Genomic DNA, 21,705 nt, shown 5'->3' with positions numbered 1-21,705 from the left:
AACTGGCGCTTTTTAGGCTTTTAAATGCTCTAGAAAGATTTGTTTAAGAAGCTCAAGCTGCTTGTCGGAGTCTAAATCCGATTCTAGCAGGAGGATGTTCTCTTTCATCGTTAGCTTTCTGGAAAAGAGAGCAAAGCTGTTCATCAGCGTGATTAAGGTCTCTTTCACAGGGAGATCGGCGCGAATAGAACCGTCTTCTACCCCATTTTGAATGATCCTGGAGTACTCATGCCAAATCTTGCGGTTTAATGCATTGAAATCCAGAACGTCCTCAACAGGCTCATTTAAGTGAGAGGCGTAGCTTTCAAAATTGACCATAAAAATAATGCTTAAATGATTTTGATCCTGAATAAAGAAGTCAAATAACATCTCGATCTTTTCGAGACAGGTAAGTGGCAAGTCAGCTACATGCTTAAAGTAATCGAGCATTGGCTCTAGCATCCGGGTGGCCACCGCCACGATGAGCTTTTCTTTTCTGGGAAAATATCGAAACAGCGTCGCAATCCCTATATTTGCTTCGCTTGCGACATCCTGCATCGTCGACTTTTCAATTCCTTTTTGCGAGAATATTCGTTCTGCGGATTCGAGAATCGTATATAATCGCTGCTGTTTACCGTCAGATCGTTCTTTTTCATAGCGTGCTTTAGGATTCATGAGGGATAGACCCTTCCATTTTTTAATTAGGTTCTTTAATTATTAGTATTATATCCACCGTTTATTGGATTAAGCAAGGAGAGGTTGTAGTTATTTCGTAAAAATGATATGATTAATATCACAGTGATAGTGTGACTATCATCACTCGAATTATTATATCACAATACGATTATAGAGGAGACTTAATTATGAATCGTCTAACTAATAAAGTAGCAATTATTACAGGTGCAGGCAGTGGCATGGGTCGTGAAGAAGCCCTTTTATTATCCAAAGAAGGTGCTACAGTTGTAGCAACTGATATTAACGAAGCTGCTGTACAAGCAGTTGTAAAAGAAATCGAAGCCAATGGTGGACAAGCCGCAGCTTATGCACATAATGTAGCTTCCGAAGAAGACTGGGTCAAAGTTGTAGAAGATGTGATTAGCAAATTTGGAAAAATCGACATCCTGGTAAATAACGCAGGGATCTCGTTCCCAGTTCAATTGCTTGAATCCACTGTTGATCAATGGAACAAAGTAATGAACATTAATGTAAGCAGCGTATTCCTTGGGATGAAACATGTTGTTCCTCAAATGAAGAACAATAAAGGTGGTTCCATCGTCAATATCTCCTCCATCGCAGGTTTGACTGGCAGCAGCGGTGCCGGCGCTTATACAGCTTCTAAAGGTGCCGTTCGTATGCTGAGTAAAGCAGCAGCTGTAGACTTTGGTAAAGATAACATTCGCGTGAACTCTGTTCACCCAGGCTTTATCGAAACTCCAATGAGTGCTGAATTTGTAAATGATGAAAGAATGCATAGCTTCTTTATGTCCCAGACTGCATTGCCACGCGTTGGACGTGCTTCTGAAGTAGCTGAAGCTGTATTGTTCTTGGCTTCCGATGAAGCTTCATACATTACAGGTGTTGAGCTGCCAGTTGATGGCGGAGTCGTGGCTAAATAATAAATTTCTAATAGGCAATACTAAGAAAGCCGTCTCATGCGTAGATGTTATCTACGCGTGGGGCGGCTTTTTTTACATTAGCAAAAGCGTCTCTTTCTATTTAAATGATAAACATTTAATGGCCCATTTCTACCGAACATTAGCCTACAATTCTGCATAACATATAGCACTTGTAAGCAGGAGAAGGGTGTGGTTCAGAGATGGGCATCCAATTAACAGCGCTCCATTATGTATATTTGGCATTCATCGTGTTCATTATGGCACTTCTGATTAAGCGGCGGGATACAACGATGATCTGTATTGCAGGCATCTTTGTATTAGGCTGGCTCGCGACAGAAACGATTAGTGGTTCAGTCACAGGCGTATTCAACTCTTTTGTATATGCAACTAAGGAGCTAATGGGTACGATTATGATTATTTCGATCATTGTAGCCATGAGCAGAGTATTAACACGTACCGGAATAAACGAGACGATGGTTGCCCCACTTACCCGTTTTTTACGTACGCCGTTTATGGCATTTTGGGGCATTGGCTTGATTATGATGGTGACATCATGGTTCTTCTGGCCTTCGCCAGCAGTGGCCCTGATAGGGGTTGTGCTGCTGCCCGTTGCTATTCGTGTAGGATTGCCTGCACTTGGAGCAGCGATTGCGATGAATCTATTCGGTCATGGGATTGCGCTGTCGAGTGATTATATTATTCAAGGTGCACCTAAATTGACGGCAGATGCGGCAGGACTTCCGGTAAGCAGTGTCATGGAAGCGAGTATTCCGCTTGTTATAGTGATGGGTGTAGTCACTACGGTAACAGCTTATTGGATGATGCGACGAGATCAGAAGAACGGTACTTGGCGAGACGGACTTATTTCCGGGAAAAATGCCGCGAATGCGCTAGCTGCAGACAGTGACGCGGTCGAGGGTCAAGCGGTGATTCCTCCCACACTGAAGAAATGGCTGGCGATCGTTATCCCACTCCTGTTTCTAGCTGATGTAGCAGGCATGTTTCTGCTGGATTTACAGGGCGGAGACGCAACGGCCTTAGTTGGCGGGACTGCTGTATTTATCTTGGTTGTAGTTACGTTGCTCGCACATCGTAATAAGGGACTGGAGCAAGTCACCTCATATCTAATCGATGGACTTACATTTGGCTTTAAAGTATTCGGTCCAGTGATTCCAATTGCGGCATTCTTCTATTTGGGAGATTCGGCCTTTGCTGAATTGTTTGGCAAAGTCTTACCTGCTGCATCTCAGGGGATTGTTAATGATCTAGGGGTTGCTCTGGCGCATAATGTACCTCTAAATGGTGCTGTAGGTGCTGTGACCGCTACCATAACAGGGGCCATTACGGGCCTTGATGGTTCGGGGTTCTCGGGAATCTCACTTGCGGGGTCCATCGGAAAATTGTTCGCTGTTGCCACACATTCCGACGCAGCTACTTTAACTGCACTCGGTCAGGTATCTGCCATTTGGGTTGGCGGGGGAACGCTAATCCCATGGGCATTGATTCCAGCCGCCGCCATTTGCGGCGTAAGTCCATTTGAGCTCGCTAGACGCAATGTGAAACCGGTGCTGATTGGGCTGATAGTTACAACGATTGTTGCTATGTTTCTGGTGTAGACCTGGCTTAGAATATTGATTCAAAAAAAGGCTGCCGGGAATATCCCGGCAGCCTTATATATTTATCGTATACCCTTCATGAAATTTTGAATCTTAGAAGAGAACAGGAAGAGAATTAACGCGAGCACAATGGCGACTCCGCCGATGACTCCGAAGTACAGCATTTCGGTATCCGGGGTATAGAACTTCACAATCTGAGCATTAATAGCTTGTGCAGCAGCATTGGACAAGAACCACATGCTCATCATCTGAGCAGTAAAAGCAGCTGGCGCCAGTTTGGTTGTTGCTGATAAGCCAACAGGCGACAAGCATAGTTCCCCAATGACGACGATAAAGTAGCTGAGAACCAGCCATAATGGATTCACCAGTGAATTGGCTCCACCGAAGTAAGCCGGTACCAGAATCACTAGGAAGGACAGACCGGCAAACAATAAACCAAGCGAGAACTTTTGTGGAATCGTTGGTTGGCGGTTACCGAGCTTTAACCAAAGCCATGCAAATGCAGGTGCAAGGGCGATAATAAATAGCGGGTTAAGCGATTGGAACCAAGCTGGAGAAATGTGTATGCCTGCAAAGTCCAACTGGGTACGCTTATCAGCAAAGCTTGCTAGAACTGTTGAAGTTTGTTCCTGAATCGCCCAGAACATAATCGAAGCAATAAATAAAGGGATGTACGCGAGAATCCGTGATCGCTCTACAGCTGTTGTTTGGGGACTGCGGTACATCACAATGAAGTACATTGTAGGAATAAGTAGCCCTAACACCCCTACGATTTTAATGAATGTCTCAAAGGTGAGTATTCCAGTAAGAATGCCGACCGTAACTAATACAGCAAGCACAACTAGTCCAATGCCAATCCAAGTAAATAATTTTTTCTTTTGTTCGGCTGGAATCGGGTTGCGTACAATCGTACCTGCCAGACCTAGATTTTTGGTGCGAGTCACTACGTAAACAACTAATCCAATAAACATGCCCACCGCGGCAATCGAGAAACCGAGATGGAAATTATTCATACCTACAGCGCCTACAATCAGTGGAGAGATGAATCCGCCGAGATTAATACCCATATAAAAAATGCTGAAAGCAGCGTCGCGGCGGTTATCTTGTTCGCTGTAGATTTCGCCTACAATACTTGATACATTGGGCTTGAGAAGTCCGGTTCCGAGCACGATCATAATCATCGAAGCAAAGAATAGTGTGGCATTCCCCGGTATGGCCAATAAAATATGCCCAAGCATAATTAGAACGCCGCCGTAAAAGACTGCCTTCGAAGTCCCGAAAATTCGATCCGCAAGCCATCCACCTATAATTCCAGACATATATACGAGTGATCCATAGATAGACATAATCGAAAGGGCCATATCCTCTGGAAATCCGAGCCCGCCTTTGCTTACTTCATAATACATGTAGTAAACAAGGATCGCTCTCATGCCATAATAGGAAAAACGTTCCCAAAATTCAGTAAAGAAGAGTGTGAATAGTCCCTTAGGATGTCCGAAAAATCCGGTTTGCGGGACACTATCTACAATTTTTTGCCTGTCTGTTGCTGACATGAATCAAATCCTCCTAGATGCTAATTGCTCTTTTCATGAAGTTAACACAACTCTACACTACCTTAATATTTATAATACCCTCATGAGGAAAATCACAACCCTTTGGTGAGAAGGTTCTGAATAATGTCATATTTTTTAGTAATATTTCCAGTGAGGATTTATAATTAACTTTTATTGTATTTTTCATCCAGGATGTGACGCTGTATTTAACCAAAGAACCTGTGATCCTAAACGGTTGTAAATACGAGCGTTATTTGGGTTCAATTCCCACTAATCCATTTGAACAAGGGTGTGAAAGATAGAATAAAAGGCAAACTTATGATACTATTTACTCCTATATAGAAAGAGGACGTGAGCTAAAATGATCAACATAACTATGCCCAATGTGGATGTTAGTATTACTAAACAAATCAACCCGCAGTTAAGCAATATCTACGGATTCACTGATTTCCATCTGATTCCTAGAGATTACGGCGGTATCTTTATGTTCTACAATGACCAAGATGAGTTGTTGTTTGTAGGTAAAGCGAGAAAGCTAAGACCCAGAATCAAAAAACATTTTGAAGATACCGTATCTGATATTAAGCTGCATCGGGACGAGGTCACCAGAATTGATGTAAGTTTAATCGAGAGCCCCGTTCATAGAGAGATCTACGAAACGTATATCATTAATGAATTGAAGTCTAAATACAATGTAGATAAAGTGATGTTCAGATAAGTTTAAGGAAGAGGCGCCGTCTAATGACGGTGCTTTTTTTTATGTAAAAGAAGATAGGAATGAAATAAGAGCATCGGTACACACTATACAAGATTGTTAATAGATGCTTAAAAGGAGATAGGTCATATTGAAGCCTAAGTTTTTGATTGCGAAGTTAGTTTTTGTGTGTATGTTCCTTGTTGTTAGTGTAATGCCTGTAACTGCCGATGCTGCAGCCAAAGAGAAAAAGAGTTCACACAAGCAATGCTTTACGCCCTCTGTAATAGAGCTTAAGGATAATCTTAGGAAACTATGGAGCGACCATGTGATATGGACGAAAAACTACATAGTTAGTGCCTTTGCGAATTCCGAGGACAAAGAGAAGGTACTGGCAAGGTTGCTACAGAATCAGCAGGAGATAGGGAATGTTTATAAGCCGTATTACGGTGAGGCAGTAGGTGATAAGCTAGCTCAATTATTGCGGGAGCATATCCTTATTGCCGGAAAGGTAGTTGCTGCTGCACTAGCAGGTAATCAGGCAGATTTGGAAAAATACAATAAAGAGTGGTATGACAACGCTGACGACATTGCTAAGTTCCTTAGCGCACAGAATCCCAAATATTCGTATGAACAATTGAAAGAGATGCTTCATGAACATTTGGAGCTAATAACGGATGATGTGACAGCTAGAGCTAAAAAGGATTGGGATGCCGAGATCGTCGCTTTCGATAAAGGGCTCGAGCATATGATTATGTTTGGAGATATACTAACCGAAGGTATTGTTAAACAATTCCCCGATAAATTTAATTAAAACCAGAGCACCCGCAAGGGTGCTTTTTTCTTGTTATTGGCAAGAATTTAGGTCTTTTGATCCAATTCAAAAAGTTAGATATAAAGGCTCACTTACAGACAAGACAAGTAAACTATAATAGACTCGTGGGCACTCGACATTTTTTGACATTTTTTTATAATTGAGGTGATAAGATCAATGATTTCTCCCTTTTTTAAAAAGAAAGATTCAGTGGATAAGCAGTCCAAACCGGGTATGGTTCAAAAGGTGCAATTATCAGAAGAGCAGGGCGAGGAAGTAGAGGAACAGATTGCTGGCGAGACTTTAGCAGGAGTGGTTACTACAGGGAAAGCGCCGCTTGATAAAAAATCACTCGATTTGATCTTCTCCGTGGAGCAGATCATTCAGGCCAGACAGCATGCTGAGACGAATATTAATGAACTTCAGGATCGGTTGACTCATTCCAGCAGCCATGTTGAACGTTTGAACCGGGACATGAAGAATCTCAATAAAGTGATTGAGGAAAGAGAGAAGAACGTTCGAGAGCTTGAGCATAAATTGATTGAGAAGAATCTGAAAGTCGATCAAGTGCTGGAAGATTATCGGGAGCTTCAGACTACCCTCACTGCAGAGATTGAAGAATTAAAGAGTACGATCGATCTGGAGCATCAAAAGTATGTAAATCTGATCCAAAAGCATAACGAAGCTCATGCAGAGAAGCTCAAGAAGATGAATGATCTGGAAGAGAAGCTTGGACGGATTGAAACTGAGAACGCGCATTTAAGACAGAAATACGATACGATCCGCCAAGAAAAAGCATATCTCTCCGGTATGATCAGCGATTTTACCAATCGTATGACCGTTCCTTTTGGGAATGGAAGCACACTGGCGGGACGAAATGACGAAAACGGAGATACATAAGATTCATGGCAATGAATGAACCGAGCACTGTTCTAATGATTGAGTTGCTGTCGCTTGAGCATGAACAGGCCGGTTATCAGATTGAAGTAGGTTTAACCCGTGATATTGGGTATGCCAGACGCATGCTAAACATAGACGAATTTACATATGAACAACTAAACGCGCTGGCTCCCTTTTTCGGGGAAAGAATGAGATTGTCATTGTATCCGAAGTGGGATCCATTTCGCAACAGTTATTACAGCACACTGATTATTATGAACCAAACCTTCAGCGAAACCATGTATTTTGCCTGCTCTGAATATTATGTGTCTCAGCTTCTTCAATTAAAGCAAGTGAACGATCCCCATGTACAGGAAGAGATTACTGTTGAAACTACGCCACCCTCTATACCTCCAGCACGCAGGCTAAGAAAGAAGAGCAAAAAACGGGTTGGAAGACTTAGACTGCAGAGTATCATGTTCGCTTGTTTAGTAGTTATATTGTTGTCTCTTCGAATGGGTGGTCAAGATATGGACCGTGCAGAAGGATTGGAAGGTCCCTCACTAGGCGCCAGCGCTGAGGGGATCGAGAAAATAGTCTCGCTACCGTTCATTCCTCCTATTGGTAAGATAGAAGCGAGCCCTAGCCAGCAAGAGGAGTCTGAGCCTACGCCAGAACCTTCTAAACCTACACCAGAACCTACAGAGCCTCCTCAAGAACAAACACAGCGGTATGAGGAGATTAAATTAACCGGGAATAAATACACCTATAGCCTGCCGAAGGGTTACGTGGCCTTGTCATTTGATGATGGTCCGTCGAAGTATACGAAAGAAATCGTAGATATTCTAGTAGAACATGAGGTGGCAGCCACCTTTTTATTTGTTGGGAATAAGGTCGCTCATAATGTGGAAGCGGTTAAGTATGCTAGTGAACATCAGATGTCGATTGGAAGTCATTCGTGGGATCATAGCAAGATGACCGACAATGGAGCTAACCAGAATCAGAATAATTTGGCGAAGGCTAACCAGGCATTGGAGCAAATCATTCAATCGCCGATTACTGTTTTTCGGCCGCCATATGGTGCGATTAATGATAAGTTAGCAGCCAAAGTGACAGAACAGCAGATGAAAGTATTGTTATGGAATCGTGATTCCGAGGATTGGAGACGCAAGACCCCGGAAGACGTCATTCAATTTGTTCATCATACTGATCCGTCCGGTGCTGTATATCTTTTTCACGAAAAGAAGATTACCGTAGAGGCATTGCCTGCTATCATTCAGTATCTAAAAGGGAAAAACATGAAATTCGTCATTTTTAAATAACATCAATGATCCATGATTGGGTCTTATCTTAGAATAAGAGTAGCTGTTACAGGGTTATGATCGCTGTGTTCAAAAGATAGGTCATGGCCCTGTACGCCACTTATTGTGATATTCGGTGAAACTAGGAAGCCATCAATTACAGCCCGGAAATTCACACCTTCTGAATAAGCTACATCAAGTGTCCGGACGGACGGCACTTTAGCATCGACAGCCCATTGAAAGCCCTCCGGTTTGAAATCTTCAGGGAACTGCTGCAGCCATTCTGGCCAAGCTTGTGTAGTCTCAAAGGCCTCAGGGGTTGTGCCCGGTAAAGAATGATTCCAGTCTCCGCCTAAGATGAGGTAATTGCCTTTATCATTCTCTCTCTGAATATAAGTAGAAAGATATTCTAATTGCTGCTTGCGAATCGTTCCCCCTTGGTCAAAGGCTGATAAATGAAGGTTGATCAGGATCAGTTCTTTCCCGTTATCGACGGGGAATCTGCTCTCCAAAAAGGCGCGGTCAAGTTCAAACAGTTGACGAGGCCAGCTTTCTTTTCCCGGAAGATCATATCTAACGTTACTTGTGCTACCGAATTTAGATAAGGTTAATAAACCGCTATTTACTGAGCCCATCGGATCAAGAACGGGAATCGGTACCCAAGGCACCTTGTAGTTCGTTGCGAATACGTTGCTGTAATCAGAGAAGGTATTCGATAACAAGGAGACCTCATCTATATGGTTGCTACGAGAAGAATCGAGATCTACCTCCTGCAACATAAATAAATCCGAACCTGAAGTGGTCATTAGAGAGGCTATTGCCTCAAGATTTGTCTTCGTTTGTTCCTCGCTGCTTGAACGTGATTTGGTCCCGCCATCCATAAAGAAATCCTGATCCTTATCCAGCCCAGCATAGCCAATATTAAAGGTTGTTATTGCAAAAGGTTCTCCCTGCTTCATCATTTGTTCCTGATTATGGTTTACCGTTAGTGGAGTAGTCTCCTTCGGCTTATAATCGGTAATGGTAATATACAGTAAAAAGCCACCAAAGATTAGAACGGCAGCTAGAAGGGCAAAACCGATGATTTTTATTGTGGTTGAGCTCATTTGATTCGATCTCTCCTCAGATGTAATTTCATAGAACGGACTTCTAATGGTGTAAACTTCGACGCTTCGCTACAACTCCCCTTGTTTAAATAAAAAAAATTTGAGACAATGAGTAGTGATGGACTGAACTTTAATGTTTTGAAAAGAGGATAACGAATGAATATGGAATCCATTTATGGATTAACTTTTGATCAACTGGCGGCATGGCTGTTAGAACGTGGACATAAAAAATTTCGAGCTACGCAGGTCTGGGATTGGCTTTATCGGAAGCGGATTACAGAATTCTCAGAAATGCTCGATGTAAATAAAGATTGTGTAGAATTATTGGAGCAGCACTATGTGATCCATACGCTGGAAGAACATGTGAAGCAGGAGTCTGCGGATGGGACGATCAAGTTCCTGTTCCGTTTGAAGGATGGCAACCTGATCGAGACGGTGCTCATGAGACAGAAATACGGTTTGTCCGTATGTGTCACTACTCAGGTTGGATGTAATATCGGCTGCAGCTTTTGCGCTAGTGGACTGTTAGCGAAGAGTCGTGATCTTTCCAGCGGTGAAATTGTAGAGCAGATTATGAAGGTTCAGCAGCATTTGGATGCAGCAAACCTCGAACAAAAGGTTAGTCACGTTGTAGTCATGGGAATTGGCGAACCGTTCGACAACTTTAAGAACCTGCTCAATTTCTTATCGATTATTAAGGACCACAAGGGATTAGCCATCGCAGGAAGAGGTATTACTGTATCGACGAGTGGGCTTGCTAACAAAATCGTAGAATTTGCCGATGCGAATACACAGGTGAACTTGGCAGTATCGCTTCACGCGCCTAATAATGAGCTGCGGACGAAGATTATGAAGATTAACAAGGCCATTCCAATTGAGAAGCTAATGGAGTCCATAGATTATTATTTGGAAAAAACAAATCGCAGAATTACGTTAGAATACATTCTGATGAAGGATGTAAATGACGGCAAGGAGCATGCGCTTGAGCTGACCGAGCTAATCGGCGACCGGCGCCAGCTCGTCAATGTGAACTTGATTCCTTATAATCCAGTCGATGAGCACAGTCAATATCAAAGAAGCGAGCGGGAGACCGTACGAGCCTTTTTTGATACCTTGAAGAAGCAGGGCGTCAGCGTAAGCACTCGTCTGGAGCATGGTGTAGATATTGATGCTGCTTGCGGACAATTGCGAAGCAAGCAGATCAAGAAGTCGAAAGCTATGGCTTGAGGGACGGGCGACCCCTTCATGCAGCTTTTTGTGATACAATGACGTGGCAGGTATTAGGAAAAGAGGTTGATTGAGCAATGTTGACATTTACAAGCTACAACGTGGAGAATGTTAAAGATCCTTTTGGTATACTAACCGGTAAACGGTATGAATTCGTGGTTCAACTGGATGTTCCAGAAGATGATGAGCTCTATGTAGAGAACGGAGTATCCGCTAGAGCGATTATTAAAGTGGATGAAGATCAAGTTAGCATCGTGAGTTATGATCTACAGGAGACAACAACAGGTCAGTTGCTTGACTTTGATATGGAAGAGGACGAGGAAGCAGCATTACTCCTTTTCTGTAAAGAGCATTTGCCAGAATAATGATGCAGCATTGACATCCTTGCCCAATGTTCAATTGTGGCAGGGATTTTTATTTAAATATAAGAAAGTATAGGTTTTGCACCTATACTTTAATTTTTATATTTCTCGCTTAAACGCTTACCGTCCTTACAAGGACGCCGAAGGCGTTTATGCTTGTCGCATGAATGTGAAATATAGGTTAAAATATTAAAAAGCATCCAAAATAGGAGTTGTATACATGTCTAATGAAGAAGTGTTCTTGACCAAAGAAGGATTGGCTCAATTAGAGGAAGAACTGAAGGGATTGAAGGGCCCAGGGCGCAAGGAATTGGCAGCACGGCTCAAATTGGCGATCAGCTATGGAGACTTGAAGGAAAATAGCGAGTACCATTCGGCCAAGGACGACCAATCGTTCATGGAGACTCGTATTATGATTTTGGAGAAAATGCTGACCAAAGCCAAGATCGTAGATGAGAGTCAGATGGATCTGTCAAAGGTTAGTATGGGTTGTATCGTTACCCTGAACGATATCGAATACTCAGAGAAGATTGAATATAGAATTGTAGGGGCTGCTGAAGCAGATGTCCTAAACAACAAGATTTCCTATGAAAGTCCGCTGGGCAAGGAATTGCTGGGTAAAAAAGTCGGGGATATCGTTAGTGTAAACGCACCAATGGGTATCATCAAATATGAATTGCTTGAAATCAAAATGATGTAACACATGATAAAAAGGTCTCAACCCCGTTATAGGGGTTGAGACCTTTTTTAATTATAGGTAATGGCTATTGTGTATATTGATTTCATATCTTAGACGTCTTGCTCTGTTGCGCTTATAGTTTAGAGTAACTTAGAGCAGAGGAGTACTGTTCATGATCCAGAGCGTGTTATCAACGTTGTATCAAGTCATCGTGCCATTATCCATTCCGGTGATCGTCGGTGCACTGCTTGGACGGTTTAAGAATTTGGATACCAAGCCGTTATTGACGCTCTATTTATACTTTTTAACGCCGGCTATTATTCTTAATACACTGGCTACGGCCGAGATTTCTATGGATGATATTTACAAGACGCTCGCTTTTTCGCTGCTAAATCTGTGCTTTTTATGGGCGATTGCAAATATCATCGGAAAGTTATTGAAGCTCGGCCCCTCTGAAATATCGGGATTGACTCTGGTCTCGACATTTACGAATAGTGTGAATTATGGACTTCCCTTGGTGTTGCTGGCTTTCGGACAGCTTGGGCTCGATAAGGCTTCTGTGTATGTGATTGGGCAGATGATTATCGTGAATACTGTGGGCGTTTATTTTGCGGCTAGATCGCAGTTCTCGGTGAAAAATGCGGTAAAGTCCGTGTTCTCTCTCCCTGCCATCTATGCAGCTATGCTAGCACTTTTTCTTAGAATATTTGACCTGCATTTACCTTCTGAGCTTGCTACAGGGGTCTCCATGGTTGCCGGAGGTTATTCACCAGTCGTACTGGCGATTCTGGGTGCACAGATGGTCAAAGTACGAACCATGTCATCTGAACGTAAGGGTCAGTCTACTTTTTGGACAGGGATGATCATTCGATTAATCTTAGCTCCACTAGTAGCATACCTCGGATTATCTATTCTGCATATTGATGGTATTTTATTCTCTGTGCTGCTGATTCTGGCCTCCATGCCAGTTGCCGTCAACGCGGTGGTATTAGCGGAACGATTTGACGCCTCTCCAGAGCTGGTATCCAAATGTATTTTATGGACGACGCTTGCTTCCTTTCTTGTGTTGCCGATCCTTATTGTGCTAGTGCAAGGGGCGTAAAGACAAAAAGGACCCCTCTTTCATTTCTGAAAGATAGGGTCTTTTTTTACTGTTACTTAACCTAGCGGTTAATCTCTTAGAAGTCGAAATTATCAGGGTCAGGACCTACCCGTTGATCTTGGTTCAGAGCGTTGATTAGATTCATATCCTCTTCTGTTAACAGAAAATCAAACACATCTACGTTTTCGATGATCCGGTGCTCTTTAGTAGACTTTGGAATGGTAATAATTCCACGCTGCAGGTCCCAACGGATAATCACTTGAGCTACGGATTTACTGTGTTTAGCTGCAATTTGTTTCAGTACAGGCTGATCCAACAATTGCCCTTGCATTAATGGAGACCAAGCCTCCAGTTGAATTCCTTGTTTCTGGCAGAAGCTAAGCAGTGCTTGCTGACTCAAATAAGGATGGAGCTCCACTTGGTTTACCATCGGCTTAATTTCCGCATCCTTCATCACATCTTCAAGATGATGGATCTGGAAATTGCTGACCCCAATCGCTTTTACGCGTCCCTCTTTATACAAGGTTTCAAGTGCTCTCCAAGTCTCTTTATATTTTCCTTTTACAGGCCAGTGGATAAGATATAGATCAAGGTATTCAAGTCCAAGCTTAGCTAGGCTAGCTTCGTAGGCGGCAATGGTTTCTTCGTAGCCCATATCTGCAGTCCAGACCTTTGAAGTTACGAAGAGCTCTTCTCTGGACAGGTTGTTGTCCTGCAAAGCTTCTTTGATCGCTTGACCTACGCCAGTCTCATTCTGATAGATCGCTGCTGTATCGATGCTGCGGTAGCCATGTGCAATAGCAGATTTAACCGCTTGGATCAGCTCAGAGCCTTCTTCGACTTGAAATACACCAAGTCCAAGCCAAGGCATGTTTACCCCGTTGTGTAATGCAGTTGTATCCTGTAGATGTTGAGCCATAATAAAATTACCTCCTGAGATATTTAAAAGTTTATTGGTATGTTAAGGCAAGGCTGATTAAGCAGCCTCAGACTGGAGAAGAGTCTCATCTTTCTTCTCCAGCGCACGACTCCAAGCGGTTAGGAATACAGCGGATAGAACCATTATAGCACCCACCCAAGTGGTATGAATCAGTCCCATATGATCCGTGACGATACCACCAAGATAAGCCCCGATGGCAATACCAGCGTTAAAAGCAGCAATATTCAGCGCAGATGCCACATCTCGCGCACTCGGAGCATATCGATCTGCAAGTGTAACTACGTGTACTTGTAGACCAGGTACGTTCATGAAGGCTAACAATCCCATAAAGAAGATCGTAAGTAGTGCAGCCACTTTGAAGGGTGCGGTAAAGGTTAAGACGAACAGTACAACAGCTTGTATAGCAAACATGTAGAACAGGGCATTCATAGGGTTACGGTTGGCTAATTTGCCTCCAATGACGTTGCCGATGGCGATCGCTATGCCATAAACAAGAAGGATGATGGCAACGGTACTCTCTTTGAAACCGCTGATTTCATGGAGAAGTGGAGATAAATAAGTAAAGACTACAAAGGTACCTCCATACCCTAAAGCAGTGATTGCGAAGGCAAGCAGTAACCGTCCGTTCTTCACGAGTTTGACTTGTTCGCGAAGCGGTGTTCGGGTTCCTTTGCGCAGCCCTGTGGCAGGGACCAAGATCAGATTACCGATGAGCGCTATAAGCCCGATGGCAATAATGGCGATGAATGCAGCTCTCCAGCCTAACTGTTGCCCTAGGAAGGTACCCAGTGGCACACCGGTAACAGTAGCTACGGTTAGCCCTGTGAACATGATCGCAATAGCGCTGGCTTTACGATTCTCAGGCACAAGGTCGGCGGCAATGGTCGAAGCAATCGACATGAACAGACCATGCGAAAGGGCAGATATTACTCTAGCTATTAGCAGAATTGTAATACTGTCCGCAGCCGCGGCAAGGCTATTGCCGATAATAAATACAATCATAATGATAAGCAATAATGTTTTGCGCGATATCGCCGTGGTCAGCGACGTTAAGATTGGGGCGCCAAAGGTTACCCCTAAAGCGTACAAAGTAACAGTTAATCCAGCTGTGGTCAGCGGTATATTCAGGTCATCAGCGATTAAAGGCAGCAGCCCTACACTGATAAACTCGGTGGTTCCGATCGCAAAGGCGCTAATGGCTAAAGCCAGGAGTGCCAGGGTGCTTCTTTTTTGGTTTAACAACATGTCTCTCACTCCTACACTCTGATAATCACCGGCCGGTAAGTGCAATTATGAAGGCATGAGTCATTTAAGTATAGTACGTACTTTAAAGTGCTATAGGTACTAAAAAGTACCTATAAGAAATCACCTAAGGATATTGTCATCCATTCCTAGAAAATTATCCGCAAAAAAGCGTTGGGTCTCCTTCAGTTGAAGGGAATGCCAACGCTTTGATGATTGATCTATTATGTTCAGTATGTTATTCGAAGCTGTATTTGATTCCCCATTGTTCTCTAACATTACTCATAATGTCCATGACATCTAAAGAGAGATTAAGGGTTTCCTGGTTGCCTTTTGCCGCGATATAGCGCTGCATATCTTCAATTTCGTATTGCAGCGCTTTGGAAGTATCGCCGGCTTCAATCCTTTCTAGCGTGCCATCTAAATATTGAATCGTAGCTTTGGAGGCCCGTGGGAAATTATCTACGGTAATAAAGCCAAGTTCTCCAGCAACGACGCCGCGTTTAGGCATTTTGGAGCGCATGGTAAGGGAGATGACCGCCATTTCATCCGCATCGTTGTTCAGAATGATTCCGGATTGTTCATCGACGCCTGTCTCAAAACGTTTCACTGTCGTTAGAATTTCCTGTGGCTGTTTGGACAGGAAGAATCTTGTGAAGGACAAGGCATACGTCCCAATATCCAGCAGCGCCCCTCCAGCCAAATCTTTGCTGAAGAAACGGTTGTTCACATCATATTCTTTATGGCTGCCAAAGGAGACCTGCACCATTTTGAGGCGTCCGATCTTACCTTCATCCACGATTTTCCGTAGCTTTTTGTACAGTGGCATATGGTAGATGGTCATAGCCTCTGCGACGACTAAGCTTTTTTGTTTAGCAAGCTCGGCGATTTCCTGCAGTTGTTTGCTATTTATGGTGATCGCCTTTTCACAGAGGACATGTTTGTTATTCTGCAAGCTTTCTATGATGTATTCGTAGTGGTTACTATGTGGTGTTGAGATGTAGACGACATCAATTTCTGGATCTTGCAGCATTTCGCTGTAATTTCCATAAGCCTTCTCCGCTCCATATTGGCTCGCGAACGCCTGTGCTTTCTCTAAGGTCCGTGATCCTACCGCATGTAAAGTTCCGCCGATGTCATCTAGAGCAGCCGCAAATTCAGTAGCGATACTTCCCGGGCCGATGATTGCCCACTTCAGATTGTTCATGGTTAGCACCTCGCCTGTTTTGATTGTTTGAGCTTACTTAGAGATTACCTTGATTCCACTTGAACCAGCCACAAGTGCTGAGGTAACTTCTTTCGTGAATAGGGAGGTCTCAATGACCCCGTTAATGGCTTTGAGTTCAGTTTGAAGAGCAGTGCTATCCTCTACCTTTTCAAAAAAGACATCCAGCAGCACATTGCCGTGATCACTGACCGTATACCCATCCTTACTTGCGCTTGTTCGAATCTCAGGCTTGCCGCCCAGCGATTTCACGGAATGTTGAACATAACTAAGAGCATCCATAAGAATTTCCAATACTACGGGATGCTTGAAGGTTAGCTTGTTCACAAGTTTAGTTTCATCTACCAGCAATATATAATGATCCGCCATACTAGCAATCAGTTTTTCTTTCGTATGAATGCCGCCACCACTCTTAAGCGCATGCAGTTGCTCATCCACCTCATCACAGCCGTCAAAAGCAACAGCTATTCGGTCAACGGACCAGGTGGGTACAACCTGCAGTCCATTTTGGACACAGAGTGAAGCTGTAGTGAAGGAGGGGGTCACTACCTTTACCCGAAGATCTGCTTTTTTAATATTGCCGATTAAATAGGAAATCGTACTACCCCCACCTAAACCAATGGTTGTGTCATTCTCAATATACTTTAGAGCTTCTGCGGCACAACTTTTCTTTCTAAAGTCCATATTCAAAGCCGATCATCTCCATTAAAAAATTGATAATCTGCACATTTGTGCAATATAATAAAAAAAGTGCAAAATAATCGTCTACAGTATAGCTAGGGGTTATGGATTCGTCAAATCCTTGAAAAAAGCGAGGAGTTCTATCATGGATCGAAAAGAAGACAGAAAGCTGCTCATTAAGATTGCACAAATGTATTATGAACAGAATTTAACGCAAAGTGAAATTTCTAATGAACTTGGCATATATCGCACCACCATAAGTAGGATGCTGAAGAGAGTCCGTGAAGAGGGCATCGTTACAATCACCATCAATTACGATATTGGAGATCATTGTACACTGGAGCAGGAATTGAAAGAACGGTTCGGGCTGAAGGAAGCCATTGTTGTAGAGGTAGACCCAGCCCAGTCCGGGGTGATCAAGCGTAAAGCTATTGGACAGGCTTGTGCAAGATGGCTGGAGCAAGTGGTTCAGCCGAAAGATACGATTGGGTTCTCTTGGGGAAGCAGCTTAGCTGCCGTTGTAGACAATCTGACCCTCGGACAGAGGCCTTTTGTAACCTGTGTTCCTACGGTGGGTGGTCCATCTGGAAAGATGGAGAGCGGATACCATGTCAATAATATCTGCTACCAAGCTGCCTTAAAGTGGGGTGCGCGCTCATTAATGATTGACGTGCCAGCGATCACGGAGCAAAAGGAAACCAGAGATCAACTGATGCGTTCGCAGTATTACCAGACCATTGCCAAGGCATGGGATCGGCTGGATATCGCTATATTCGGCATTGGATCACCGGAAATTAAAGGTGAAGAGGCATGGCGCGGATTTTATGGCGATGCTGTGATTGATGAGCTGGAGGACGGGAAAGTAGCTGGTGATATTTGCTCGCGTTTTTATGACGGCAATGGATTGCCTGTACGCACAGCAATATCGGACCGAACGTTGACCATTGAGCTGGAGCAGATCAGACGAGCGAGGTACGCTATTGGTGTAGCGGAATCGCTGGAGAAGGTTTCGGGGATCTTGGGCGCTCTAAATGGCGGGTATATGAATGTGCTCGTAACGACCGAAGAAACGGCGCAGAAGATCTTGGAGTAACCCCTACTAAATGTAAACAATTGAATTTCGTGAAAATAACCTGAAAATGGTATGCAAAACACTAAAAATTTTGCTTGTAAGCACCAGACAGAGCGTGTAAGATATACAAGGTATTCATATCGAACATTAATAAAACTCATATAATCTTGGGGATATGGCCCATAAGTTTCTACCGGATAACCATCGTAATTATCCGACTATGAGTGAAATAGCGCATCTAGGGTTCCGCTTTCTTCTTTGGAGGAAAGGTCTGGACCGAGCGATGCGGACACTATGTAGTGTTACACCACTAAGGGACAAAAGCCCAGAAGGACAGATTCACTTGAGAGAAACGACTCAAGGGATTTGTCCTTTTTTTGTTTTTTTAATGAAGAGGAGAGATTAGTTCACGATGAAAGTACTTCAAGAGCGCATTAGACAAGAGGGTCTTATTTTATCAGATACGGTACTGAAGGTAGATTCATTTCTGAATCATCAGGTCGATACGGAGCTAGCGCTGCAAATCGGTCAAGAGTTCAAAAAGTTGTTCGGTCATCAACCGATCACGAAAGTAATTACTATTGAGGCTAGCGGGATTCAGTTTGCCATGGCTACTGCGATTGCATTAGGTGTACCGTTTGTTTATGCGAAGAAAAAGAAAGCAGTAACGCTCTCAGAGGCTGTCTACTCAGCGCCTGTACATTCCTTTACTCGCCAAGAGGATTATCTGGTCAGCGTCTCCCAGAAATATCTTGGGCCGGATGACAAGGTGCTTATTGTGGATGATTTCCTCGCTACTGGTGCTGCTCTTGTAGGACTGGTTGATATCGTAAAAGAGGCGGGAGCAGAGCTCCTTGGCGTCGGTTGTGTCATTGAGAAGAGCTTCCAGGAAGGCCGAAGCCTTCTGGAGAACAGAGGCATAGAAGTCCATGCCTTGGCCCGTATTGCATCTATGTCACCAGGTGAAATTCACTTCATTGATAATGAAAGCTCATTAGAGAAAATCAAGGAGAGTGCGGGATGTTAAGCAAGCAAAAGGTATTTACGTTAGGTCTTCAGCATGTCCTAGCCATGTATGCAGGAGCAGTAATTGTACCGCTGATTGTTGGGGGTGCCTTGAAGCTAAATGGGACTCAAATGGCTTACCTCATCGCAGCCGATTTGTTCACTTGCGGATTGGCTACATTGCTGCAAATAATGGGCACCAAGTATTTTGGTAGCAGGCTCCCAGTTATTCTTGGATGTACCTTTACAGCCGTTGGCCCGATTATTGCGATTGCCTCGACACATAATCTGGCGACTGCGTACGGTGCGATCATTATTTCCGGTTTGTTCGTTGTTCTTGCGGCCCCGCTTTATGGGAAGCTGCTGAAGTTCTTCCCGACCATTGTAACGGGTTCTGTCGTGACCATTATCGGGTTATCTCTTATTCCAGTAGCCATGAATAACGTTGCTGGCGGAGAAGGCAGCGCTGATTTTGGACAACCCCGCAATTTATTGCTTGCACTGATTACACTACTTGTCATTTTAGCAGTTAACCGTTTCGCCACTGGATTCCTGCGCTCGATCTCAGTTCTGGTAGGTCTTGTGGTGGGTACAGCGATTGCTTATGGAATGGGTATCGTTAACTTTTCTACGGTAGGTGACGCTTCTTGGGTAAGCATCGCACAACCGTTCTACTTCGGATGGCCTGAGTTCAGTCTTACTGCAATCTTCACTATGATCATCGTTAACATTGTTAGTATGGTGGAGTCTACTGGGGTTTATTTTGCAGTTGGTAAAGTAATTGATCAGAAAGTTGAACAGAAGCAGATCGTAAACGGACTGCGTTCCGAGGGAGTAGCAATTATGCTGGGCGGAATTTTTAATGCCTTCCCATACACTGCTTTTTCTCAAAATGTGGGTTTGATTTCGTTGTCTCGCATTAAGACCCGTAATGTTATTTTTGCCGCTGGCGGGATCATGATTGTACTAGGACTCCTGCCTAAGCTGGCTGCCTTGACGACGATTGTACCGAATGCCGTACTTGGTGGAGCCATGATTGTCATGTTCGGATCGGTTGCCGTTTCCGGGATATCCATTCTATCCGATGTGGATCTCCGTAAGGATGGTAATCTACTGATTGCTGCTTGCAGTATTGCTGTTGGCTTAGGTTCAGCGACACTTCCTGCAATGTTCGCAGAGCTGCCTGAATTTGCGCGGATGCTGCTACAGAACGGTATCGTATCCGGTTCGCTTACAGCGATTGTACTGAACATTGTCCTCTCTAAGACAAAGGATGATGTGCAGGTAGAGGATAACACCGTACCTGTTCTTGCTAAGGAATCTCAAGTGTCCTAAACTTAAGCTTAGATTAGCTTGCAAAAACGAAATAAAAGATCTGACTCAGCTTCATGGCATGAGTCAGATCTTTTTTTTAATATAATAATTAATTCCACGCGACGCAGAAGGCGTCTATACTTGCGATTAACGTTTACTATGTTTGATTAATGTACCTATATTGCGCGCGGTGCGCTCCATGTTGAAGGAAGCATCGGTGAGCGCTTTATCTAACGTACATACTCCAGGCACGATGGAGAAGAACATATCGATACCATGCTCGTACACGGCTTCTACGCCAGTACCGAGGGAACCCGCTAAGGCAATAACAGGTACACCGGCGGCTTGTGCTACTTTGGCAACACCAATCGGTGTTTTACCATAGACGGTTTGGCTATCCATACCCCCTTCGCCTGTGATGACATAATCCGCATCTTTCACTTTATCCGCAAGCTTCATGGCATCGACGACGATGTTCACGCCTCGCTTCAACCTGGCTCCCAGGAAGGCCATTACGCCAGCACCAAGTCCACCTGCTGCACCCGCACCTGCTGTATCATTCACTTCTTTTCCGAGATCGCGCTCAATGATGTTTGCTAAACGTGCAAGATTTGCATCCAATTGCTTCACCATGTCGGGTGTTGCACCTTTTTGCGGACCGAAGATGGCGGATGCCCCGCGCTCGCCAGTTAACGGATTGTCTACGTCACATGCGGCTACCACTTGTACACCTTGGAGTCTCGGATCTACATGATCACTATCAATACGGGTAACTTCACTTAGCGATCCTCCACCGTATCCAATCTCCGTTCCATCTTCTCGCAGGAAGCGGAATCCAAGCGCTTGTGCCATGCCTACACCGCCATCGTTGGTTGCACTGCCACCAAGACCCATAATAATAGAACGTACGCCTGCATTCAGCGCATGAACGATAAGCTCTCCTGTACCCTTTGTCGTGGTGATCAACGGATTACGCTCTTCCTTCGGCACAAGTCCAAGTCCAGAAGCAGCTGCCATCTCAATAATCGCGGTCTTTCCATCTCCCATAATTCCATAAAATGCATTCACAGGCTGACCGAGCGGCCCTGTTACGTCACAATGTACAATTCGTCCGCCTGTCGCATCGACGAGTGACTGAACCGTACCTTCGCCGCCATCTGCCATCGGAACTTTAATATATTCTGCATCGGGAAAAGAGGAACGAAGTCCTCGTTCTATGGCCTCACAGGCTTCCATTGCTGTCATACTTTCTTTGAATGAATCTGGTGCCAATACAAACTTCATGCTCTTCACATCCT

The 21,705-nt window shown here is 44.0% G+C and carries 21 protein-coding genes and 1 riboswitch; of the genes, 13 read left to right on the top strand and 8 right to left on the bottom strand.

The window, feature by feature from the left end:
- Window positions 1–12: 12 nt before the first annotated feature.
- Complete coding sequence (locus tag PAENI_RS12570; protein WP_081382675.1) at window positions 13–654, bottom strand: TetR/AcrR family transcriptional regulator; 642 nt, start codon at window positions 652–654, stop codon at window positions 13–15.
- 188 nt (window positions 655–842) lie between these two features.
- On the opposite strand from PAENI_RS12570, the gene PAENI_RS12565 reads away from it, so the two are divergent.
- Both PAENI_RS12565 and PAENI_RS12560 read left to right on the top strand, forming a co-directional pair.
- Window positions 843–1,595 carry an SDR family NAD(P)-dependent oxidoreductase gene (locus PAENI_RS12565; RefSeq protein WP_149645462.1) on the top strand — a complete coding sequence of 251 codons (753 nt, stop codon included), beginning with the start codon at window positions 843–845 and terminating at the stop codon, window positions 1,593–1,595.
- A gap of 200 nt (window positions 1,596–1,795) precedes the next feature.
- The gene (locus PAENI_RS12560) at window positions 1,796–3,211 is read left to right on the top strand and encodes a hypothetical protein (RefSeq protein WP_149645461.1); all 1,416 of its coding nucleotides are present in this window, start codon (window positions 1,796–1,798) and stop codon (window positions 3,209–3,211) included.
- A 62-nt stretch (window positions 3,212–3,273) separates the two neighbouring features.
- On the opposite strand, the gene PAENI_RS12555 is transcribed toward PAENI_RS12560, so the two are convergent.
- Window positions 3,274–4,764 carry a peptide MFS transporter gene (locus PAENI_RS12555; protein ID WP_149645460.1) on the bottom strand — a complete coding sequence of 497 codons (1,491 nt, stop codon included), beginning with the start codon at window positions 4,762–4,764 and terminating at the stop codon, window positions 3,274–3,276.
- 361 nt (window positions 4,765–5,125) lie between these two features.
- Here PAENI_RS12555 and PAENI_RS12550 point away from each other — a divergent pair, with 361 nt between their 5' ends.
- The 4 genes from PAENI_RS12550 to PAENI_RS12535 all read left to right on the top strand — a co-directional run bounded on the left by PAENI_RS12550 (window position 5,126) and on the right by PAENI_RS12535 (window position 8,473).
- Entirely contained in the window at window positions 5,126–5,482 is a 357-nt protein-coding gene (locus PAENI_RS12550; RefSeq protein WP_042192814.1) for a nucleotide excision repair endonuclease, read from the top strand.
- Between the two features lie 127 nt (window positions 5,483–5,609).
- A complete protein-coding gene (locus PAENI_RS12545; protein ID WP_143759242.1) occupies window positions 5,610–6,272 on the top strand; it encodes a glycosyltransferase in 663 nt (220 codons plus the stop codon).
- A 177-nt stretch (window positions 6,273–6,449) separates the two neighbouring features.
- On the top strand, window positions 6,450–7,172 hold the full coding sequence (locus PAENI_RS12540; protein WP_042192810.1) for a hypothetical protein: 723 nt from the start codon (window positions 6,450–6,452) through the stop codon (window positions 7,170–7,172).
- Window positions 7,173–7,177: 5 nt separating this feature from the next.
- Entirely contained in the window at window positions 7,178–8,473 is a 1,296-nt protein-coding gene (locus PAENI_RS12535) for a polysaccharide deacetylase family protein (protein WP_149645459.1), read from the top strand.
- 23 nt (window positions 8,474–8,496) lie between these two features.
- Here the strand turns inward: PAENI_RS12535 and PAENI_RS12530 are convergent, their stop codons facing one another.
- Window positions 8,497–9,558 (bottom strand): endonuclease/exonuclease/phosphatase family protein, encoded by a 1,062-nt coding sequence (locus PAENI_RS12530; protein ID WP_149645458.1) that lies wholly within the window; start codon window positions 9,556–9,558, stop codon window positions 8,497–8,499.
- A gap of 156 nt (window positions 9,559–9,714) precedes the next feature.
- Between PAENI_RS12530 and rlmN the strand changes: the two genes are divergently transcribed.
- The 4 genes from rlmN (at window position 9,715) to PAENI_RS12510 (ending at window position 12,928) form a co-directional block, all read left to right on the top strand.
- Window positions 9,715–10,785, top strand: a complete 1,071-nt coding sequence (gene rlmN, locus PAENI_RS12525) for a dual-specificity RNA methyltransferase RlmN (protein WP_042192804.1) — start codon at window positions 9,715–9,717, stop codon at window positions 10,783–10,785.
- A gap of 77 nt (window positions 10,786–10,862) precedes the next feature.
- Window positions 10,863–11,150 (top strand): DUF6509 family protein, encoded by a 288-nt coding sequence (locus PAENI_RS12520; protein ID WP_042192802.1) that lies wholly within the window; start codon window positions 10,863–10,865, stop codon window positions 11,148–11,150.
- Window positions 11,151–11,367: 217 nt separating this feature from the next.
- Window positions 11,368–11,847, top strand: a complete 480-nt coding sequence (gene greA / locus PAENI_RS12515; protein WP_149645457.1) for a transcription elongation factor GreA — start codon at window positions 11,368–11,370, stop codon at window positions 11,845–11,847.
- A 151-nt stretch (window positions 11,848–11,998) separates the two neighbouring features.
- Window positions 11,999–12,928, top strand: a complete 930-nt coding sequence (locus tag PAENI_RS12510) for an AEC family transporter (RefSeq protein WP_149645456.1) — start codon at window positions 11,999–12,001, stop codon at window positions 12,926–12,928.
- 76 nt (window positions 12,929–13,004) lie between these two features.
- Here the strand turns inward: PAENI_RS12510 and PAENI_RS12505 are convergent, their stop codons facing one another.
- The 4 genes from PAENI_RS12505 to rpiA all read right to left on the bottom strand — a co-directional run bounded on the left by PAENI_RS12505 (window position 13,005) and on the right by rpiA (window position 17,019).
- Window positions 13,005–13,847 (bottom strand): aldo/keto reductase, encoded by an 843-nt coding sequence (locus PAENI_RS12505; RefSeq protein ID WP_149645455.1) that lies wholly within the window; start codon window positions 13,845–13,847, stop codon window positions 13,005–13,007.
- 57 nt (window positions 13,848–13,904) lie between these two features.
- The gene (locus tag PAENI_RS12500; RefSeq protein WP_076284942.1) at window positions 13,905–15,113 is read right to left on the bottom strand and encodes an MFS transporter; all 1,209 of its coding nucleotides are present in this window, start codon (window positions 15,111–15,113) and stop codon (window positions 13,905–13,907) included.
- 235 nt (window positions 15,114–15,348) lie between these two features.
- Entirely contained in the window at window positions 15,349–16,317 is a 969-nt protein-coding gene (locus PAENI_RS12495; RefSeq protein ID WP_149645454.1) for a Gfo/Idh/MocA family protein, read from the bottom strand.
- A 33-nt stretch (window positions 16,318–16,350) separates the two neighbouring features.
- The gene (rpiA, locus tag PAENI_RS12490; RefSeq protein ID WP_149645571.1) at window positions 16,351–17,019 is read right to left on the bottom strand and encodes a ribose 5-phosphate isomerase A; all 669 of its coding nucleotides are present in this window, start codon (window positions 17,017–17,019) and stop codon (window positions 16,351–16,353) included.
- A gap of 142 nt (window positions 17,020–17,161) precedes the next feature.
- Between rpiA and PAENI_RS12485 the strand changes: the two genes are divergently transcribed.
- The 3 genes from PAENI_RS12485 to PAENI_RS12475 all read left to right on the top strand — a co-directional run bounded on the left by PAENI_RS12485 (window position 17,162) and on the right by PAENI_RS12475 (window position 20,428).
- Entirely contained in the window at window positions 17,162–18,109 is a 948-nt protein-coding gene (locus tag PAENI_RS12485) for a sugar-binding transcriptional regulator (RefSeq protein WP_149645453.1), read from the top strand.
- Between the two features lie 116 nt (window positions 18,110–18,225).
- Window positions 18,226–18,329, top strand: a riboswitch (purine riboswitch).
- 171 nt (window positions 18,330–18,500) lie between these two features.
- Window positions 18,501–19,115, top strand: a complete 615-nt coding sequence (locus PAENI_RS12480) for a xanthine phosphoribosyltransferase (RefSeq protein ID WP_076284939.1) — start codon at window positions 18,501–18,503, stop codon at window positions 19,113–19,115.
- Window positions 19,109–20,428, top strand: a complete 1,320-nt coding sequence (locus PAENI_RS12475; protein ID WP_042192787.1) for a nucleobase:cation symporter-2 family protein — start codon at window positions 19,109–19,111, stop codon at window positions 20,426–20,428. Before PAENI_RS12480 ends, PAENI_RS12475 begins: the two co-directional genes overlap by 7 nt.
- Before the next feature lie 126 nt (window positions 20,429–20,554).
- On the opposite strand, the gene PAENI_RS12470 is transcribed toward PAENI_RS12475, so the two are convergent.
- A complete protein-coding gene (locus PAENI_RS12470) occupies window positions 20,555–21,691 on the bottom strand; it encodes a glycerate kinase (protein ID WP_149645452.1) in 1,137 nt (378 codons plus the stop codon).
- Window positions 21,692–21,705: the final 14 nt, after the last annotated feature.

Origin of the sequence: Paenibacillus sp. B2(2019), assembly GCF_008370385.1 — a bacterium.
Lineage (GTDB): Bacteria > Bacillota > Bacilli > Paenibacillales > Paenibacillaceae > Paenibacillus_AQ.
Note: the sequence above shows the minus strand (reverse complement) of the source record. Positions and strands in the feature narration are given on the sequence as shown.

What these genes read in the sequence shown, in the direction of transcription:
- PAENI_RS12570 (WP_081382675.1), bottom strand. Translation starts at nt 654, where the DNA reads ATGAATCCTAAAGCACGCTATGAAAAAGAACGATCTGACGGTAAACAG.
- PAENI_RS12565 (WP_149645462.1), top strand. Translation starts at nt 843, where the DNA reads ATGAATCGTCTAACTAATAAAGTAGCAATTATTACAGGTGCAGGCAGT.
- PAENI_RS12560 (WP_149645461.1), top strand. Translation starts at nt 1,796, where the DNA reads ATGGGCATCCAATTAACAGCGCTCCATTATGTATATTTGGCATTCATC.
- PAENI_RS12555 (WP_149645460.1), bottom strand. Translation starts at nt 4,764, where the DNA reads ATGTCAGCAACAGACAGGCAAAAAATTGTAGATAGTGTCCCGCAAACC.
- PAENI_RS12550 (WP_042192814.1), top strand. Translation starts at nt 5,126, where the DNA reads ATGATCAACATAACTATGCCCAATGTGGATGTTAGTATTACTAAACAA.
- PAENI_RS12540 (WP_042192810.1), top strand. Translation starts at nt 6,450, where the DNA reads ATGATTTCTCCCTTTTTTAAAAAGAAAGATTCAGTGGATAAGCAGTCC.
- PAENI_RS12535 (WP_149645459.1), top strand. Translation starts at nt 7,178, where the DNA reads ATGGCAATGAATGAACCGAGCACTGTTCTAATGATTGAGTTGCTGTCG.
- PAENI_RS12530 (WP_149645458.1), bottom strand. Translation starts at nt 9,558, where the DNA reads ATGAGCTCAACCACAATAAAAATCATCGGTTTTGCCCTTCTAGCTGCC.
- rlmN (WP_042192804.1), top strand. Translation starts at nt 9,715, where the DNA reads ATGAATATGGAATCCATTTATGGATTAACTTTTGATCAACTGGCGGCA.
- PAENI_RS12520 (WP_042192802.1), top strand. Translation starts at nt 10,863, where the DNA reads ATGTTGACATTTACAAGCTACAACGTGGAGAATGTTAAAGATCCTTTT.
- greA (WP_149645457.1), top strand. Translation starts at nt 11,368, where the DNA reads ATGTCTAATGAAGAAGTGTTCTTGACCAAAGAAGGATTGGCTCAATTA.
- PAENI_RS12510 (WP_149645456.1), top strand. Translation starts at nt 11,999, where the DNA reads ATGATCCAGAGCGTGTTATCAACGTTGTATCAAGTCATCGTGCCATTA.
- PAENI_RS12505 (WP_149645455.1), bottom strand. Translation starts at nt 13,847, where the DNA reads ATGGCTCAACATCTACAGGATACAACTGCATTACACAACGGGGTAAAC.
- PAENI_RS12500 (WP_076284942.1), bottom strand. Translation starts at nt 15,113, where the DNA reads ATGTTGTTAAACCAAAAAAGAAGCACCCTGGCACTCCTGGCTTTAGCC.
- PAENI_RS12495 (WP_149645454.1), bottom strand. Translation starts at nt 16,317, where the DNA reads ATGAACAATCTGAAGTGGGCAATCATCGGCCCGGGAAGTATCGCTACT.
- rpiA (WP_149645571.1), bottom strand. Translation starts at nt 17,019, where the DNA reads ATGGACTTTAGAAAGAAAAGTTGTGCCGCAGAAGCTCTAAAGTATATT.
- PAENI_RS12485 (WP_149645453.1), top strand. Translation starts at nt 17,162, where the DNA reads ATGGATCGAAAAGAAGACAGAAAGCTGCTCATTAAGATTGCACAAATG.
- PAENI_RS12480 (WP_076284939.1), top strand. Translation starts at nt 18,501, where the DNA reads ATGAAAGTACTTCAAGAGCGCATTAGACAAGAGGGTCTTATTTTATCA.
- PAENI_RS12475 (WP_042192787.1), top strand. Translation starts at nt 19,109, where the DNA reads ATGTTAAGCAAGCAAAAGGTATTTACGTTAGGTCTTCAGCATGTCCTA.
- PAENI_RS12470 (WP_149645452.1), bottom strand. Translation starts at nt 21,691, where the DNA reads ATGAAGTTTGTATTGGCACCAGATTCATTCAAAGAAAGTATGACAGCA.